Raw genomic sequence first — 18,056 nt, 5'->3', positions numbered from 1 at the left:
TCCGTCAGGAGGCTGGACTTTCAGCCGTTTCAGGGGGCCGGGCGGGGCGTGAGGACGACGAGATCGTCCCTGTGTACGACTTCGCGCTCGTAGGCCGGGCCGAGCTCGCGCGCCAGGTCGCGGGTGGAGCGGCCGAGCAACTGGGGCATCTCCTTGGCGTCGAAGTTGACGAGGCCGCGGGCGACCGCCCGGCCGGCCAGGTCCCGCAACTCCACGGGGTCACCCGCCGAGAACTCGCCCTCGACGGAACAGATGCCGGCCGGCAGCAGCGAGGTGCGACGCTCCACGACGGCCTGCACGGCTCCGTCGTCGAGGATCAGCGCGCCCTGCGGGGTCGAGGCGTGGGCCAGCCAGAGCAGCCGGTCGGCCGAGCGCCGCCCGGTGCGGTGGAAGTACGTACCGGTGTCACGGCCGGCGAGGGCGTCGGCGACCCGGCTCGCGGACGTGAGGACGACCGGGATCCCGGCGGCGGTGGCGATCCGGGCGGCCTCCACCTTGGTGACCATGCCCCCGGTGCCCACGCCCGCCTTGCCGGCGCTGCCGATCGTGACGCCCTCCAGGTCGGCCGGTCCGCTCACCTCGGCGATGCGGGACGTGCCGGGCGTGCTCGGGTCGCCGTCGTAGAGGCCGTCCACGTCGGAGAGCAGGACGAGCAGGTCGGCGTGGACCAGATGGGCGACGAGCGCCGCGAGCCGGTCGTTGTCGCCGAAGCGGATCTCGTCCGTGGCCACGGTGTCGTTCTCGTTGACGACGGGGAGCGCCCCCATCTCGAGGAGCTGGTCGAGCGTGCTGTAGGCGTTGCGGTAGTGGGCACGCCGGCTGGTGTCGTCGGAGGTGAGGAGCACCTGGCCGACGCGTACGCCGTAGCGGGCGAAGGACGCGGTGTACCGGGCGACGAGCAGTCCCTGTCCGACACTGGCCGCGGCCTGCTGGCGGGCCAGGTCCTGGGGTCTGCGGACGAGTCCGAGGGGGGCGAGGCCGGCCGCGATGGCACCGCTGGAGACGAGGACGATCTCCCGCTCCCCGCCGCTCCTGACCTTGGCGAGCACGTCGACCAGGGCATCGACCCGGTCGGCGTCCAGGCCGCCGGCCGCCGTGGTGAGCGAGGAGGACCCGATCTTGACGACGATTCGGCGGGCGTCGGTCACGCCCGGCCTCCGCCCCGCGCCGCCCCCGGAGGGTGTGCGGAGTGCGCCCTCGGATTCCGTTGCCCCTGACACGTACGTCCCCATCACGTCGACCTGCTCGGTCCGCCCAATCTACGCGAGGAGGCCGGGGGCGCGCCGTGCCGTCTCAGCTGCCGTACCCGGCGCCAAGGCCGGGGTGGACGGGATGCCACGGCCGGGGTGGACGAGATGCCGGGGCCGGGAGCCGGCGGGGGGAGCCTCCGGACGGCGCGTCGACGCCCCGCATGACCTCGGCAGCTGTCGGGGACGAGCTGTTTGCGTACTCTCCACCGGCCATTCATCGGGCTACCCTCTACGCGTGACAGATGAACCAACCCGCAAAAGACGCGTTCTACTCAGATCGGGTAAAAGCCCCTTCGATGTGGCTTCCGTGGAGCAGTCACTCCACAGAGACGTCTTCGCGACGAACGCGGGCAACCTGATCTTCAGCGACGCGGCGCACAAACTTCTGACGACGCCGCGGGCCGAGGTCTTCTCCAACGGCATCCGTGCGGATCCGTCAGCGGCCGAGCGCATAAACGAGGAGTTCGACGTATTCGTCGTGCCCCTGGCCAACGCCTTCCGCCCGACCTTCGAGCGGCCGCTCAAGCGGATGACGCAGCTGATCAAGAAGCTGCGCATTCCCGTGGTCGTACTGGGTGTCGGCGCGCAGGCCGACCTCAAGTACAACGCGGCACGGCTGAAGCCGATGGAGCCGACCGTCAGGGAGTTCGTCACCGAGGTACTCAACCGCAGCGCGTCCATCGGCGTGCGGGGAGAGTTCACCGAGCAGTACCTCAACGCCATGGGCTTCCGGGACGTCGAGGTCATCGGCTGCCCCTCGATGTTCATGAACGGCGAGGCGTTCACGCTCGAGAAGCGGGTCGAGGCGCTCAGCGCGGAGTCCCGCATCTCGGTCAACGGCTCGCACAGCGCCGTACGTTCGCACGGTCTCGACGCCATAATCCGGCAGGCCCACCAGCGGTATCCGAACCTGCGGTTCGTCGGGCAGAACCTCTTCGAGGCCGAGCTGCTGCACTGGCGCGAGACCTCGCACCCCACCGGCGCGCAGACCTCCATGCCGACCCACCCGTCCCACCCGATGTACCAGGAGGGCAAGGTCCGGCTCTACGTCGACCCGGCCACCTGGATCAGCGAACTGCGCTCCTTCGACTTCTCGTTCGGCTCCCGCATCCACGGCAACATCGCGGCGCTGCTGGCGGGCGTCCCGAGCACCGTGCTCTGCAGCGACTCCCGGACCCTGGAACTCTGCCGGTACTTCGGCATCCCGCACCGCAAGATCTCCGAGACGCCCAAGAACATCGATCCCGCCGAGCTCTACGCGGCGGCCGACTTCGGCGACCTGGTCAACGGCCACAAGGAGCGTTTCCTGCGCTTCACCGGGTTCATGGAGAAGAACGGCCTGGAGAACACGTTCACCCACGGCGACGGCGGTGCGGCGTTCGACGCGCGGCTGGCCGCACTCACCCTCCCGCCGGCCGTCCGGCCGTGGACGGAGAGCGATCCGGAGGCGCTGCGCGGCCGCTTCAGCTGGATGCAGAGCAGGCTGGAGGAACTGACCGAGCAGAACGCCGCGTTGCTGTCCCAGCTCGGCGCGCGTCCCCGCCGGGTGGGTCTCAGGGGGCAGGGGGCCGACGGCGCGGCCGCCTTGCCGGCGGTCTACCGGCGTGCCAGGCGTGTGGTGGGGCGTCCGGTCAGGAAGCTGCTGCGTCCCGAGCAGTGAGGGACGGATCCGGCTGCCGGATCGGCCCCGCTGCGGACTCCGCACGCCGGTCACCGCCTGTGCAGGACGCGCCGGGCGCCGTTGCGCGCCCGGCGCGCCAGGCGCCGGGCGAAGGCTGCCGGGGACCGGCTCCCCGGCACCTCGATCCTTCTGCCGCCGATCCATTCGGTCACGGTCACCTCGTACGCCCGGTCGGGCAGTCCACCGTGCTCACGGAAGCGCGGATAGGCCAGGTACAGTCGGCCACCGGCGCGGACGGCCGCCGGCTCGTCCCCGCTCTGCATGAAGCGCAGGATCTCCATGAGCAGGTCCGTGCGCCCCTCGGCCAGGCAGAGCAGCCTCAGCCGCTCCTGGACCTTGAGGCGTCGGGCCACCCCTGGGGACCAGTAGGCCTCCAGCAGCGGTGCCGCCCGTTCCGTCTTCTCCTGCCGTACGGCCTCCGACTGCTTCAGCAGGACGGGCCCGAACTGCGGGAGCAGCGTGATGGCGAACGGCCGGACCATCAGCGTGTCCCTGCGTGGACCCGGGGGGACGTACTCCGCGATGAGCTCCATCAGCGCACGGGCCGAGTCGAAGCGCAGGAGGTGGCCTCCGCTCCGTGTCACGTGTTTTCCGTCGTCCCGGCCCACCAGGTAGTAGCAGGTGTGGTCGGCGACGACGGAGACCCCGTTGCCGCGGAGGTAGGCCTCCATGGTGAAGAGCGCGTCCTCGCCTGTTTTCAGCCCTTCGTCGAACGTCATCCCCAGCCGGACGAGCAGTGACCGCCGGAACAGCTTCTGGGCGCTCAGGGTGTACTTGATGTTGGAGGAGTAGAGGTCCGCCCGCTCGACGGTCTCCTTCCACATCGACTTCGGGGCCCCTCGGTCGACGCCGACGGTCTTGCCGAGCACGACGTCCGTGCCCGCCCGGTCCGCCATCGCGACCATCCGCTCGAGGGCCTCCTCGCCGAAGTAGTCGTCCGCGTCGAGGAAGAAGACGTAACGGCCGCGGGCGAGGCCGAGACCGACGTTACGCGGATTGCTGGGTCCGCCCGAGTTCTCCTGACGGACGACGCGCATCGGTACGGCGGTCCGGGCGGCGAACTCCTCCAGGTACTCCCCCGTGCCGTCCGTCGAGCCGTCGTCGACGGCGATGATCTCCATCCGGTCGGCCGGAAGCGTCTGGGCCCCGACGGACTCGAGGCAGCGGATCAGGTAGGGCATCGCTTCGTACGCGCCGATCACGACACTGACGTCTGGCGTGTTACTGGTCATCGCTCCTGGTCCGCATCGCTCAGGGGAACAGCACGGGCACATCGGACGGGCCGTTCGTTCCCCTCCCCCGAGGAGGACGGGCGGTTCGTGCGCCGGGTTGCCTCGGAAGGACGACTTCGTACACCTGGATGACGGATCTGCTCCACCCGGACGTCGACGGAGGCGCCGGACTCCGCGGATGCCGGCCGTGAACGGCAACGGCCCCCGCCCCGAAGGGGCAGGGGCCGCGCGGCCCTGCGGGGCCGGCCGGGGGTCAGCGGGCGCCCGGCCCGCTCACACCCTCCAGGTGTCCGGCGGAGGAGACGGGCACGCCCTCGTCCGCGAGGGGCCCTGCCGCCGTCGGCGGGAGTTCTCCGGTGTTCACGCCGGGAGCTGCACCGGTGTCCGGACCGGCTGCCGGCCGGGACGCGGTCACCGCCGCTCCGGCGGCTCCCGACCCGGTCTTACGCGCGGAGCCCAGGTCCTTCAGCCGCATCGCCGGACGTTCCACCAGGTGCCAGGAGAGCACCGCGGCGGCCAGCGCACCCGCCAGCGACATCGCGAGGTACGGCCAGAAGCCCCAGCGGGCCAGTCCCAGTGCGACCAGGGACTGCTGCACGACGAAGCCGTAGATGTAGATGCCGTACGAGTAGTCGTGGCGCGCGCCGATGCGCCGGAACGGTGCCGGGAGCCGGATGGCGAGCCACAGCAGCAGATAGGCGAAGGCGGGCAGGCCGACGACGAAGAGGTAACCGAAGTGCAGGCTGCCCAGAAGGACCAGCCCCGACGCCACACCCAGGACATCGCTGACCGGGATGCGCTCGCGGTAGCACTCGATCAGCGTCCCGAGGGCGAAGGCGAAGCCGAGGTAGAGGACGACGTCCGGGTCGAACTTGCCCGTCACCTCGAAGAACTCGATGGCCCCGTGGTACGTGGAGTCGCCGAAGCCCGCCCAGAACCGGGTGTGGACCGCGTCGCGGAGGATCAGCCAGCCCAGCACGGCGACGACGAGGAGCACGACGCGGCGTGCGCGCGCGAGAACGCCCGTCAGGGCGAGCAGGGCCACCCCGAAGTAGCAGAGCACCTCGTAACGCAGTGACCACAGGGCGGCGTCGATGCTGGGACTGTGCGCGAGGCCCGAGTCACCCGCGGCGGCGACGACGCCGGAGACGTCGTTCTGCCGGGGGGCGACGGCCCAGTTGGAGGCCAGGTAGTCGATGGGCCCGCGGTCATGGCCCCAGAAACCGTCCAGCCCGCCCTGCTGGCGCCAGTACAGGAAGGGGGCGACGACGAAGGCGGTCACCGCCAGACAGACCCACAGGCCGGGCAGCAGTCGCAGCCCGCGGTGCCAGAGGAAGCGTCCCAGGGACAGCCTCTTGCCACTGCGTGTGACGAGGATCCCGGAGAGTACGAAGAAGCCGTAGACGGACATCTTGCCGAGGTCCGTCTGGCCGTGGCTGAAGTAGTGCCCGAACTCGCTGTCCCCGAAGCCCAGAACACTCGCGTGCGAGACGACGACGGCGGAGGCCAGCGTCAGCCTTATGACGCCGAGGCTGTTGTCACGGCCCGAGAAACACTCGGCCACGGAACCGCGTGACCAGCGTGTACGACGGATACCGTTGACGATGCGCGAAGAGATAAGCGTCCTCCCAGGACAGCTGAACGGGAGCCAGTACCCTGGGTCCGCTCACCGGGCGTGTCATCAGAACGAACGAACGCTAGCGCACTGCGACCGCGTTCCCTCACGTCAGGGGTGAGGATCTGGACACACTTCGGTGACGCCCGGGCCACCGGCACATGGCGCCGGGCCCACAGGTGTCCGAACTGTTCGATCCTGACAACCGCTAGAGTGCATGCGGGCGGTGGCCCATGCCTAAAAATCGGCTGCCGGTCCCAACCCCACCTTGTCGTCCAGGGTTCTTCCAGAGATGGGGCACAGTCGTGTCAGTCAAAGTAAGTGTCGTCATTCCGGTTTACAACCCGGGCAAGTACATCGATCCTTGCATCGATTCGCTGCTGCGCCAGACCCTGCCGGCGGAGGATTTCGAAGTCCTTTTCGTCAATGACGGTTCCACGGACGACACGCGTGAACGGCTCGAGGCACTGGCGGTCGAGCACCCTCACTTCCGAGTGATCACCATCCCGAATTCGGGATGGCCCGGAAAGCCCCGGAACATCGGAGTGGCGGAGGCGAAGGGCGAATACGTCCAATTCGTCGACCAGGACGACTACCTCGCCACCGAGGCGCTGCAGCGCCTGTACGCGATCGGGCACCGGAACGGCTCCGACATCGTCATCGGCAAGGTGGCGAGCAACTTCCGCGGCGTCCCCCACGGCGTCTTCAAGAAGACGCGCGAGAAGTGCACGCTGCGCGACGCCCCTCTGTACGACAGCCTGACCCCGCACAAGATGTTCCGCACGGAGTTCCTCCGAGAGAACGGCATCGCCTACCCCGAGGGGAAGCGGCGCCTCGAGGACCAGCTCTACATGATGCAGGCGTACTTCCCCGCGAAGGTCGTCTCCATCCTCGGCAACTACACCTGCTACTACTACTCGAAGCGGGACGACGGGCAGAACGCGGGATCCGCGAAGATCATCCCGGCCGGCTACTACGGAAACCTCCGCGAAGTCCTCGACGTCGTCGTGGACAACACCGAGCCCGGTGAGTTCCGCGACCTCCTGCTCCGCCGCTTCTACCGCGTGGAGATGCTGGGCCGCCTCAGCGAACCGGCCGTCGTGAAGTACACGCCGGAGTACCTCGACGAGATGTGTGACGCCGTCGGGGACCTGGCCAAGGACTTCATGGACGACGGGGTCCACGACGGGCTCGGTCCCATCCAGCGGCTCCGCTCGACGCTGCTGCGCAACGACGACCGCCAGGGCCTCCTGCGGATCGCCCGTTTCGCCGCCTCCGTCAAGGCGACGGCCCGCCTGCAGGACTTCACCTGGCAGCCGGACGGCCGGATCGCCGTCACCGTGACCGGCCGCCTCGTGCACGGTGAGGACCAGGCTCCGCTGAAGCTGCTGCGCCGTGACGACCGCTACTACCTGCACCCCGACCTGACCGAGGGGCTCCTGCCCGAGGGCGAGCTCCTGGACGTCACGGACGACATCGACGGGTACGCCGCGGAGATTTCCCTGCGCAACCGTGAGACGGCCGTCGAGTGGCCCTGCCCGGCGACGTTCACCACCGAGATCGAGGATCTCGGCGACGACACCTGCGAAGTGGTCCTGCACGGCGCCGGACACGTGACCTCGGAGGCCGTCAAGGGCCGTGGCCGTGTCTCCCGCGGCTTCTGGGACGTGTGGGTCCCGCTGCGCGGCCTGGGCCTGGTGCGCAAGGCCCGGCTCGGCGCGGACCGCGCGCAGCACGTGGACGCCGCCTGCCTGCCCGCCTCCCTCGGTTCTCCCGCCCGCGCGGTCATCCCCTACTTCACCGACCCGCACGGCAACCTCACGCTCGACGTCGCCCGGCGCAGCAAGAAGCTGGCCACGTACCTCGAAGGCCGTCCGGTCCTGCTCGTTCCCGGCAGCCGTCCCGAGCTCCGGCTGGACCTCTTCACCGTCACCGCCACGGCGCAGTCCTCGGTGCAGCTGGTGCTGTCCTCGTCCGGCACCTCCCACACGCTCCCGGCCGTGCTGGTGCCCACGGAGGGACGCGCCCACCTCCCCCTGCCCACCCGGGCGGCGGGCGTCCCGGCCGGCGCCTGGCAGCTGTCCGTACGTCTGGACGGCGGGAAGAGCGCCCCGCTTCCCCTCTTCGAGGTCTCCGTCGACTCCCGCGGCCGGATCAAGCTGCCCGCCGGTCTGGCCGAGGCCGACCCGGAGCTCGTCAGCAGGGTGGTCTCCAAGCGCCGGAAGGTGACCGTGCGCCGTGCGCTGCGCACCGTCGGCGGCCCGATCGCCCGCCGGCTCCCCCCCAGGGCCCGCAAGAGCGCCCGCCGCCTGGCCGCACGGATCATCGGCTGACCGTACGCCCGCCCCGAGCACGACAGAACCGGCAACAAGCACAAGGACGTGATCAACATGCGGCAGCTCTCCATCGCGGGTGCCCTGGTCCATGAACCGAAGGTCTTCCCGGACAGCCGCGGCAGCTTCCACGAGTGGTTCCAGGGAGCCGGCTTCGCCGAGGGGGCAGGCCACCGGCTGAGCCTCGAACAGGCCAACTGCTCCGTCTCCAGCCGGGGCACCCTGCGGGGGATCCACTTCGCCGACGTACCCCCGAGCCAGGCCAAGTACGTCAAGTGCGTACGCGGGGCGGTGCTCGACGTCATCGTGGACATCCGGGTCGGCTCCCCGACGTACAAGCAGTGGGAAGCGGTACGGCTCGACGACGTCGACCACCGGTCCGTCTACCTCGCGGAAGGCCTCGGCCACGCCTTCATGGCGCTGACGGACGACGCGACGGTCGTCTACCTGTGCTCGGAGGGCTACTCCCCCGGCCGTGAGCACGGCATCAACCCCCTCGACCCGGCTCTGGGCATCGAGTGGCCCGCCGACGTCACCCCGCTGCTCTCCGACAAGGACGCCGCGGCCCCGACCCTGGACGAGGCGGAGAAGCAGGGCCTCCTGCCCTCGTACGAGGCCTGCCAGGCGTACTACGCGGAGCTGCGCGCCCGCGGCTGATCCGCGCAGGCGGCGAAGCGGCGGGGAGCCCCCGGTCCGGAGGTACGGGCCGGGGGCTCCCCCGTGCGCGGGCGTCGTCGGTGGACGAGGCCGGCGGGCGCCGCGGCGGGCGTCCTCGGCCGGCTCAGGCCGTCACGGCCTGGATGCTCCTGCGCAGCGGGCCGAAGGCCGACCGGGGGCGTCGCAGGTTGCGTGCCCGGGCGAGCGCGGGCCAGAAGTCCGCGCCGAGGAGGGCCTCGGGCTCGACGGCGTTCTTGCGCACCAGCACCTCGTCGGGCACGTCCTGCGGGTCGGGTACGACGTACTCCTCGACGACCTTGTCGTACACGTTCTTCAGGACGGTGCTGCCGGGGTCGGCGCCGAAGACGGCCAGCACCCCGGTGGGCTCCGTGTCCACCTCGACGACCAGCAGGTCGGGTCGGTAGCGGCGCAGCACCTGCGCCACCTTGTACACGTCTCCGGTCCAGAACTTGGTGTGCCGGTCCCGGGCCGCCTCGTCGGCGTTGCGCGGGAGCATGTCGTCCAGGACGATCACGCTCGACCACCGGGAGTGCCGCTCGACGTTCATGAAGTCCCGCAGCGCGTACTCGAAGAGGTGCATGCCGTCGATGAAGGAGAGCTCCAGCTTCGGCTCCGCGCCGAGCAGGTTCAGCGGGTCCCGGCGGGCGAGGGCGCGGAACGGATTGCGGCCGTTGCGCAGGTGCAGCAGCGGGTCCTTGCGCGCGAAGAAGTCGTCGCTCGTGGCCCTGACCAGGTGAACATCGCAGCTGATGTCCGTCACCACGCGGAAAGCCGGGTCGACAGCGATGGACGGAACCCTGGAGAGGGCCAGGCTCCTGCCGTCGTTGACTCCGATCTCCAGGTAGTTCCGGGGACGGTAGACGCGGTGCAAGGACCGGAGGAATTCATGGCGGTTCACGTGGAGCAGCCCTTCGGCAGGGACCAGCTGGCCAGGTTTTCCGAAGAAGCTATCCCATGGATGTGACGTACGACACCCATTCCGTGCGACATGCGCGTGGCATTCGGGAGCGGTGGTACGGCGACGGCCGGACCCCCGAAAGGTCCGGCCGTCGCCGTTGCCGTCGTGCGGTGGGAGTCAGGGCCGTTCGGCGGCCACCAGCGCGGGGAACGCCTCGCCCAGGGCGGAGCGCCAGTCGCGGATCGGCTCGATCCCCGCCGCCGTCCACCGGTCGTGCCCCAGCACGCTGAAGGCGGGGCGGGGGGCCGGACGCACGAAGGCCTCGCTGGTCGTGGGGCGGACACGCTCCGGGTCGGCGCCCAGCAGCCCGAAGATCTCCCGGGTCAGACCGAACCAGGTCGTCTCGCCGCCGCTGGTTCCGTGGTAGACGCCCGCGGGAGCGGTGCCCGCGAGCGCCGCCTGCCCGAGCCGGACGAGCCGGTCGGCCAGATCGACGGTCCAGGTCGGCTGTCCGCGCTGGTCGTCCACGACGTCGAGGGTGTCCTTGACGCCCTCCAGCTTGATCATCGTCCGGACGAAGTTGCCACCGGCCGCGCCGTACAGCCAGGCCGTGCGGACGACGTACCCGGTCTCCGGCAGGGTCGCGAGCACCGCGCGCTCCCCGGCCAGCTTGGTCCGCCCGTAGGCGCTGCGAGGCCCGGTGGCGTCGTCCTCGGCGTACGGCTTCTCGGCGTCACCCGGGAAGACGTAGTCGGTGGACACCTGCAGGAGGACGGCTCCGTGCTCGCGGCACGCCTCGGCGAGGACCTCGGCGCCCCTGCCGTTGACCCGCAGTGCCGCGTCCTCCTGGGCCTCGGCGTCGTCCACGGCCGTCCAGGCGGCGCAGTTGACGACCACCGCGGGGCGATGCTCCTCGAAGGCCGCACGGACCGAGGCGGGATCGGTGACGTCCACGACGCCGCGCCCCGCGGCGACCGCGGTGACATCCTCCCCGGCGAGCCGGGACATGAGGTCCTGCCCCAGCATCCCCTGGGCCCCGGTCACCAGCCAGACGGCGCTCACAGCGCGGCCCGGTCCTTCAGCGGCTCCCACCAGGCCCGGTTGTCGCGGTACCACTGCACGGTCTCGGCGAGGCCGGTGGCGAAGTCCATGCGGGGCTCGTACCCGAGCTCCTCACGGATCTTGGTGCAGTCGACCGAGTAGCGGCGGTCATGGCCCTTGCGGTCCTCGACGTAGGTGACGCTGGTCTCCCAGTCGGCGCCACAGGCCTCCAGGAGCAGCCCGGTGAGCTCCTTGTTGGAGAGCTCGGTGCCACCGCCGATGTTGTAGACCTCGCCGGCACGGCCCTTCGTGCGGACGAGTTCGATCCCCTGGACGTGGTCGTCGATGTGCAGCCAGTCGCGCACGTTGGCGCCGTCGCCGTACAGCGGCACGGTCTTGCCGTCCAGCAGGTTGGTGACGAAGAGGGGGATGACCTTCTCCGGGAAGTGGTGGTGCCCGTAGTTGTTGGAGCAGCGGGTCACCCGCACGTCGAGGCCGTGCGTGCGGTGGTACGAGAGGGCGATCAGGTCACTGGACGCCTTGGCCGAGGAGTACGGCGAGTTCGGCTCCAGCGGGTGCGTCTCGGGCCAGGAACCCTCGTCGATCGACCCGTAGACCTCGTCCGTGGAGATGTGCACGAAGGTCTTGATACCGGCCAGGTGCGCGGCGTGGATCAGGGTGTGCGTGCCCACGACGTTCGTACGGACGAACTCGGCGCCCCCGTCGATGGAGCGGTCCACGTGCGACTCGGCGGCGAAGTGCACCACCTGGTCGTGCTCGGCCATCAACTTGCCGACCAGTTCGGCGTCGCAGATGTCACCCTGCACGAAGGCGAAGCCCGGGTGGTCACGGACTTCGTCGAGGTTGGCCGGGTTGCCCGCGTACGTGAGCTTGTCGAGGACGGTGACGGAGACGTCGCCCGGTCCCTGGGGGCCCAGCACGGTACGGACGTAGTGGGAGCCGATGAATCCGGCCCCGCCGGTCACCAGGATGTTGGTCGTCATGAAGAGATCTGCACCTTGCTGTGGTCGCCGAGCACGAGTCGGTGGGCGGACGGGTTACGGGGCGCGGGGGTCACTTCGACGTCCCGGCCGATGAGCGACGCCTCGACGCGGCGCACACCGGAGATGGACGCGCCGCGCAGGACGATGGAGTACTCGATCTCGCTGTCCTCGATCCGGCAGCCCTCCGAGACCGAGGTGAACGGACCGACGTAGGAGTCGCTGATGACCGAGTCGGCTCCGATGATCACCGGGCCGACGATGCGGCTGCTGGTGACGCGGGCCCCGGGCTCGATCCGCACCCGCCCGATGATCTCACTGCCCTCGTCGACCGTTCCCTCCGTGGAGGGCTTCAGGGTCTCCAGGACGGAGCGGTTGACCTCCAGCATGTCGGTGACGTTGCCGGTGTCCTTCCAGTACCCCGAGATGGTCGTGGAGCGGACGTCGCGCTGCTTGTCGATCAGCCACTGGATGGCGTGGGTGATCTCCAGCTCGCCGCGCCAGGACGGCTCGATCGCACGCACGGCTTCGTGGACGGCCGGGGTGAAGAGGTAGACGCCGACGAGCGCCAGATCGCTCTTCGGCTCCTTCGGCTTCTCCTCGAGCGAGGCCACACGGCCCTCGTCGTCGAGTTCCGCGACACCGAAGGCGGTCGGGTTGGGCACCTTCGTCAGCAGGATCTGGGCGTCGGGGCGCTCCGCGCGGAACTCCTCGACGAGCCCTGAGATGCCGCCGACGATGAAGTTGTCGCCGAGGTACATGACGAAGTCGTCGTCACCGAGGAAGTCGCGTGCGATGAGCACCGCGTGCGCGAGACCCCGCGGCTCGTCCTGGGGGATGTACGTGACGTCGATGCCGAGAGCGGAACCGTCACCGACGGCCTCCCGGATCTCCGGAGCCGTGTCACCCACGATGATGCCGACATCGGTGATCCCGGCCTCGGCGATGGCTTCCAGCCCGTAGAAGAGAACCGGCTTGTTCGCCACCGGAACCAACTGCTTGGCCGACGTGTGTGTGATGGGGCGCAGGCGGGTGCCCGCCCCGCCGGAGAGTACGAGAGCCTTCACGTTGTCCTGTCCCGATGGTGAGGTACCGGCCCTGTTCCGGACCGCGAATTTTTGTGCGAGTTTATCCTCGCGTTCACCCGCCGTCCTGTCGCCAGGTGCCCACGGGGGCCACGAGGGCTCTCCGCGAGCGGCTGACGGGCCACGCGCCGGTGCGGCCGGGACCTCAGCCGACGCCCAGACGCGCCCGCCAGCGCCGCAGGTCCCTGCGCACCCGCCGGACGACGCGCCGCGCCGTGGACGGCCGTGGCGCCGGCTTCGGCGCCCTCTTCGGCCTCTCGACGCGGCGGCTGCCGTGCCAGTCCGGCACGGTGACCTCGTAGTCCGCGTCGCGGAGGCCGGCACTTGCGTCCCGGAAGTGCGGATAGGCGAGGAAGAGCTTGTCGCCGTTCTCCGAGCTGACCAGTTCCGGCACTTCCTTGGCCTGCAGGAACCTCAGCACGTCGGCCAGCAGGTCGAGACGCCCGTGGGCGACACAGACCAGCCTCAGCCGCTCAGCCACCTTGATCCTGCGGGCCACACCGTCGGTCCAGTATGCCTTCATCAGCGGAGCCGCGAGTTCCATCTTGTGTTTCTGTTCGCTCTCCGGCTGCTTCAGGATGCCCGGGGCGAACTGCTGGAGCAGTCCGACCGTGAAGGGCCGCACCATGAGGAGATCACGCTTCGGACCGGCCGGTTCCAGTCGGTGGATGAGCGCCATCATGGCTTCCACCGCTTCGAAGCGCAGTACGTAACTGCCCCTCCTGGTGGCGTGATTGCCGTCCTCACGGCCGACGAGGTGATAGCAGGTGTAATCGGAGATGATCGAGACACCCGCTGCTCTCAGATACGCCTCCATGGTGAAGAGGGCGTCCTCACCCGTTCTGAGTTCCTCGTCGAAGCGCAGGCCGATGCGCTCCAGCAGTTCACGCCGGAAGAGTTTCTGTGCGCTCAGCGTATAGATGATCTTGGACCGATGGACGTCGACACGCTCCTGCGTCCGCGTCCACATCGACTGGGGCGCCCCCCTGTTGACGCCGACCACCTTGCCGAGCACCACGTCGGTACCGGCGCGGTCGGCCATCTCGACCATGCGCTCCAGGGCCTCGTCACCGAAGTAGTCGTCCGCGTCCAGGAAGAAGACGTAGCGGCCGCGCGCCAGGTCGATACCCACATTGCGCGGACCGCTCGGGCCCCCTGAATTCTTCTGCCTGATCACGCGGGTGGGAACCTGCGACCGGGCCGCGAATTCCTCCAGGTACTCCCCCGTGCCGTCGGTCGAACCGTCGTCCACCGCGACGATCTCGATGCGATCGGCACCGATGGTCTGCGCCTCCACCGATTCGAGGCAGCGGATGAGATAGGGCATCGCATCGTAGGCGCCCACGATGACACTGACATCAGGAATATGTGTGACGTTCACACAAACAGAAGACAGTCGGAACGGACCGGTGGTTGTGCGACGTCACCCATCGGACATGTGACTCGTAACACAAACGGCCCAGTAACTCCCTCTTATGGGCTACTGGGCCGTTCGGTCGGACGGATGCGGGGTCGTTCAGCCGCCGACGGGTTCGCCGAGGCTCCGGGCGACGCCGATGTTGCGCGCCTCGGCCTTGGCGGCCAGCGCCTGCACCGCGGTGTCGAACTGCTCGAGGGATGTGGGCTCGTCGGGGCCGAGCAGATACCGCTTCAGCTCGCGCCGGGCCTCCGCCAGGGTGTCGGCGGCCGGATCGGTGATCGCGGCCAGCAGGGCGTCGAGCTCCGTCGCGGGGTTGGAGAGGATGACCGCGGCGCGTACGGCGGTGTTCTGCCGCTGGAACTCCTCGGCGCCCACCCCCGCCGAGTCCGTCACGGCGTACGGCTTGCCGCTCGCGATGAAGTCCGACACGACGCTGGAGATGTCCGAGACCATGGCGTCCGACTCGTTGAAGCAGTCGTACAGCCGGGGCTCGGGGCCGGCGATGACCTTGTGCTCCCACCAGCCGGCGGCACGCCAGTACGCGTCGTTCCACTCGTCCCTGAGCTTCAGCGTCTCCGCCTCCACCTCCGGGGCGATCCGGGAGTCACGCGAGAGCTCCGCCTCGTCCTTGTCGGTGCTCGCGCTGCCCGCGAGCTGGGACAGCCGCACCTCGATGCGGGCCATCTCGGCCTGCGCCTCGGCCTGTCCGGCACGCAGCGCCTCCCGCTCCTTCGCCCACCGGGGATCCACGGCGCGTTCGGCAGCCGCCTGCTGGATCATCGCGGTGATGCGGAAGTGCGCCGCCTTCGCCTGCGCGCTGCGCGTGCCGGTGAAGGGGTGCGGCTTGTAGAGCACCCGGACCGGCTGCTCGGCGGTCAGCAGACGCCTGACGATGTTCTCGCCCGCCAGCAGCAGGGAGGTGTTGCCGGGGTTGTCGTCCCAGCCCTCCCACGTGGGGGCGTACAGCACGGTCGGGACCGGGTTCCTGGGCGCACCGGTCCACGGCTTGATGGAGGCCAGCTGGGGGCGCCCCACCTCGACGATGTCCTCGTCCCGCACCCCGACGTCGGCCAGTGCGTAACGGTCGCGTCCGGCCTTGCCCGCCGTCCACACCTCGTCGTACACCTTGCTGTACGGGTTGACGCTGGCGAGCTTGTCGCTGTCGCCGTGCCCGATGAAGACGTGCTTCATGGTCGGGACCCGCAGCATGTGGATGTTCTTGCCGACGTTGGCCGCGTACAGGGCGACGCGTACGGAGGAGAGGTCCAGGTTCATCAGGTGCACACCGCCCGGCACGCACAGCACCGGTACCGACGTCATGGCGAGCTGGGGGACGATGTTGCGCTCACGCAGGAAGATCAGCGGCCGCCCGCCGAGCCGGGCCATCGTCTCGAGCCACATGTTGACCTGGTACGCCGAGTCCTTGGAACCCGAGAAGTACAGGATCACGGTGGGGCGGTAGTCGCGCAGCCAGTTGTCGACCGCCGCGAGGACGGTGGCTTCCGGGACGACGAGCCGGCTCGGACGGATGTGCGGCAGCAGAGCGGCGAGGTAGAGGAACGCCGTGCCGAGCATGAGGGCCAGGCCCGCGTACGCGACGACTTCGGTGTCCGAACCGATCGCGATCAGCACGCCGACCATCGCGAAGAGATCCAGGTGCAGCATCTTCTCGGCCGGACGGTTCATCAGCAGCTTCGGCGGGGCGTCCCGCACGGCCAGCGCGCTGAGGTCCACGTTGCGCGTGACCACCGGCAGCTTGCGGCGCAGGCGGATGAGGGTGACCATCGCGCTCTGCGGCGCCTGGAGGCCGTAGAAGGCCAGCAGGCAGGCCACGGTCACGTAGAAGAGGGGGTCCTCCCCGTATCCCATGCGCGAGAGCAGCAGGATCAGCAGCAGCTGACGTACGAGGAAGCGGATCGACAGACCCGCGCGCACCGCGGCCAGCCGGTTGACGAGGTAGCTGCCGCAGCGGTGCAGATAGTGGTCGGCCGCGTACGTCACGAACGCGGCGAACGCGAAGAACCACAGATTGGGAATGACCGCCGCGAGCATGACGCACGGGAAGCCCAGGCCCACGAGGAGCGCGGCGGCCAGCTCCGAAACGCTGCCGACACGAGCCAACCGAATGGCTTTCGAAATCACGAAGTACCGCTCCCGAGGATGCCGACTGATTACCTTGCGGGGGAAATGTGAAGAGCAACTTCACGAATTCGGACCCCGCCGATTCACCGTTACGGCGAACCGACGGGGCCCGAATAGTCGATCATTAAGTATTACACATCGATCTGCCGGTCCAGCACCGAGGCCAGCGCCTGCTCGAAGCCGGAGGCCTCGCTCGCGCCGCGGGTCGGGTCCTGCTGCCGGACATCGATCACGTGGCCGGTCATCTCCGACAACAGGACGTCGACGGACGTACGGGCCACCGCCTCCGAGGAGAGCAGCGAGCCCACCGGCTCGTCCCCGAACGCCTTGGTCCGCATGGGTGTCGCGGTGCGCTCGGGATTCACGCAGTTCACCCGGACACCGTCCGCCGCCCACTCGTCCGAGAGCGCCTGGGTGAGGTTGACCATGGCGGCCTTGGTGGAGGAGTAGAGGCTGTACTCCGCGCGGCCACGCGTGTAGCTGCTGGAGGTGTAGAGCAGCAGCTGGCCCTTGGTCTCCGCCAGGTACTTGTACGAGGCACGGGCGATCTGCACCGGAGCCAGATAGTTGACGTTGAGCGCCTCCTGGATCGCGGTGTTGTCCGTCTCGGCCAGCTTGCCGATCCGGAGCACACCCGCGGTGTTGACCACGTAGTCGATCCGCCCGGTCTCGGCGTACGCCTTGGAGAGCGCGTCGTCGACGTGCTCCGGGTTCTCGACGTGCGTGCCCGTGGTGGAACGGCCGAGGGCGTACACCTTCGCGCCGTACGACTCGGCGAGCGAGGCGATGTCCGCGCCGATGCCGTACGAACCGCCGAAGACCACCATCGTTTTGCCGGTGAGCAGCTCCCGGTAGTCCGCGTCGCCCGTCGGCTGCGGGGCGGCCGTGGAGGCCAGCTGGAACAGCTTGTCCGCGATGAAGACGTCGACCGGCTGGGTGACCTTCATGTTGTACTCGTCGCCCGCGACGACGTAGATCGGCACGTCCGGCAGGTACTTCAGGACCACCGAACAGTCGTCGGTGGCCTGGAAGTTCGGGTCTCCCGCAGCGACCTCGTAGGCCCGCCGGATGGTGGAGAGCTTGAAGGCCTGGGGCGTCTGGCCGCGGCGCAGCCTGGAGCGGTCGGGGACGTCCGTGATGAACGCGCCGTCCTCCCCGTGGGTGCGGGTCACGATGATGGTGTCCGCGGACGGGATGGCGACGTCGACGGCCTGGTAGCGGTCGAGGGCGTCGACGCAGTCCTGGATGACGCGCTGGGACAGCAGCGGACGCACGGCGTCGTGGAACAGGACGTTGCGGTCCTCCCCCTCGGCCAGACCCTCGCCGAGGGCCGCGATGGCGCGCTCGGTGGTCTCGTTGCGGGTCGCACCGCCCTCGATCACCTTGACGACCTTGGTCAGGCCCGCCTTGGCGACGATCTTCTCGACGTCGGACACATAGCCCGGGGCCATCAGCACGATGATGTCGTCGATCGAGTCGGCCTGCTGGAAGATGGTCAGGGTGTGCTCGATGACCGCTTTGCCCGCGATCTTCAGCAGCTGCTTCGGTATCGACAGACCCACGCGCTGACCGGTACCGCCGGCGAGTACGACTGCCGTGGTGCGGACTTGGGCTATGTACTGCTCAGACACAGACGACCTACCTCGCGAGGGCTGGGGAACATCCCGATGGTTACACTCT

At 69.2% G+C, this 18,056-nt stretch carries 13 protein-coding genes; 3 read left to right on the top strand and 10 right to left on the bottom strand.

Going from position 1 to position 18,056, the window contains the following annotated elements:
- Nucleotides 1-29: 29 nt before the first annotated feature.
- Nucleotides 30-1,148 (bottom strand): glutamate 5-kinase, encoded by a 1,119-nt coding sequence (gene proB / locus QFZ58_RS24615; protein ID WP_307127068.1) that lies wholly within the window; start codon nucleotides 1,146-1,148, stop codon nucleotides 30-32.
- Between the two features lie 400 nt (nucleotides 1,149-1,548).
- On the opposite strand from proB, the gene QFZ58_RS24610 reads away from it, so the two are divergent.
- Complete coding sequence (locus tag QFZ58_RS24610; protein ID WP_307127067.1) at nucleotides 1,549-2,910, top strand: polysaccharide pyruvyl transferase family protein; 1,362 nt, start codon at nucleotides 1,549-1,551, stop codon at nucleotides 2,908-2,910.
- Between the two features lie 50 nt (nucleotides 2,911-2,960).
- Here QFZ58_RS24610 and QFZ58_RS24605 read toward each other — a convergent pair whose 3' ends face one another.
- Together QFZ58_RS24605 and QFZ58_RS24600 are read right to left on the bottom strand one after the other, a co-directional pair.
- On the bottom strand, nucleotides 2,961-4,163 hold the full coding sequence (locus QFZ58_RS24605) for a glycosyltransferase family 2 protein (RefSeq protein WP_307127066.1): 1,203 nt from the start codon (nucleotides 4,161-4,163) through the stop codon (nucleotides 2,961-2,963).
- Between the two features lie 253 nt (nucleotides 4,164-4,416).
- Nucleotides 4,417-5,727: an acyltransferase gene (locus tag QFZ58_RS24600; RefSeq protein ID WP_307127065.1), complete on the bottom strand. Its 1,311-nt coding sequence runs from the start codon at nucleotides 5,725-5,727 to the stop codon at nucleotides 4,417-4,419.
- Between the two features lie 356 nt (nucleotides 5,728-6,083).
- On the opposite strand from QFZ58_RS24600, the gene QFZ58_RS24595 reads away from it, so the two are divergent.
- Both QFZ58_RS24595 and rfbC read left to right on the top strand, forming a co-directional pair.
- A complete protein-coding gene (locus tag QFZ58_RS24595) occupies nucleotides 6,084-8,111 on the top strand; it encodes a glycosyltransferase family A protein (protein ID WP_307127064.1) in 2,028 nt (675 codons plus the stop codon).
- A 57-nt stretch (nucleotides 8,112-8,168) separates the two neighbouring features.
- Entirely contained in the window at nucleotides 8,169-8,768 is a 600-nt protein-coding gene (gene rfbC / locus QFZ58_RS24590; RefSeq protein WP_307127063.1) for a dTDP-4-dehydrorhamnose 3,5-epimerase, read from the top strand.
- 124 nt (nucleotides 8,769-8,892) lie between these two features.
- On the opposite strand, the gene QFZ58_RS24585 is transcribed toward rfbC, so the two are convergent.
- From QFZ58_RS24585 to QFZ58_RS24555, 7 genes are all read right to left on the bottom strand, one after another.
- Complete coding sequence (locus tag QFZ58_RS24585) at nucleotides 8,893-9,687, bottom strand: class I SAM-dependent methyltransferase (RefSeq protein WP_307127062.1); 795 nt, start codon at nucleotides 9,685-9,687, stop codon at nucleotides 8,893-8,895.
- A 177-nt stretch (nucleotides 9,688-9,864) separates the two neighbouring features.
- Nucleotides 9,865-10,713, bottom strand: coding sequence for a dTDP-4-dehydrorhamnose reductase (gene rfbD / locus QFZ58_RS24580; RefSeq protein ID WP_373428674.1), 849 nt, complete (start codon nucleotides 10,711-10,713; stop codon nucleotides 9,865-9,867).
- Nucleotides 10,714-10,745: 32 nt separating this feature from the next.
- Nucleotides 10,746-11,732, bottom strand: coding sequence for a dTDP-glucose 4,6-dehydratase (rfbB, locus tag QFZ58_RS24575; RefSeq protein ID WP_307127060.1), 987 nt, complete (start codon nucleotides 11,730-11,732; stop codon nucleotides 10,746-10,748).
- On the bottom strand, nucleotides 11,729-12,796 hold the full coding sequence (locus QFZ58_RS24570) for a glucose-1-phosphate thymidylyltransferase (RefSeq protein ID WP_307127059.1): 1,068 nt from the start codon (nucleotides 12,794-12,796) through the stop codon (nucleotides 11,729-11,731). Before QFZ58_RS24570 ends, rfbB begins: the two co-directional genes overlap by 4 nt.
- Nucleotides 12,797-12,959: 163 nt before the next feature.
- Entirely contained in the window at nucleotides 12,960-14,195 is a 1,236-nt protein-coding gene (locus QFZ58_RS24565) for a glycosyltransferase family 2 protein (protein WP_307127058.1), read from the bottom strand.
- Between the two features lie 135 nt (nucleotides 14,196-14,330).
- The gene (locus QFZ58_RS24560; RefSeq protein WP_307127057.1) at nucleotides 14,331-16,376 is read right to left on the bottom strand and encodes a hypothetical protein; all 2,046 of its coding nucleotides are present in this window, start codon (nucleotides 16,374-16,376) and stop codon (nucleotides 14,331-14,333) included.
- Nucleotides 16,377-16,507: 131 nt separating this feature from the next.
- On the bottom strand, nucleotides 16,508-18,007 hold the full coding sequence (locus tag QFZ58_RS24555) for a bifunctional cytidylyltransferase/SDR family oxidoreductase (protein ID WP_307127056.1): 1,500 nt from the start codon (nucleotides 18,005-18,007) through the stop codon (nucleotides 16,508-16,510).
- Between the last annotated feature and the right edge of the window lie 49 nt (nucleotides 18,008-18,056).

Source organism: Streptomyces sp. B1I3 (assembly GCF_030816615.1).
In the GTDB taxonomy this organism is placed as follows: Bacteria; Actinomycetota; Actinomycetes; order Streptomycetales; family Streptomycetaceae; genus Streptomyces.
The sequence above is the reverse complement of the archived record's forward strand: the minus strand, read 5'-3'. Positions and strand labels throughout refer to the sequence as shown.

Coding starts and splice junctions, on each gene's coding strand:
- QFZ58_RS24605 (WP_307127066.1), bottom strand. CDS start 4,163: ATGACCAGTAACACGCCAGACGTCAGTGTCGTGATCGGCGCGTACGAA.
- rfbC (WP_307127063.1), top strand. CDS start 8,169: ATGCGGCAGCTCTCCATCGCGGGTGCCCTGGTCCATGAACCGAAGGTC.
- rfbD (WP_373428674.1), bottom strand. CDS start 10,713: ATGCTGGGGCAGGACCTCATGTCCCGGCTCGCCGGGGAGGATGTCACC.
- rfbB (WP_307127060.1), bottom strand. CDS start 11,732: ATGACGACCAACATCCTGGTGACCGGCGGGGCCGGATTCATCGGCTCC.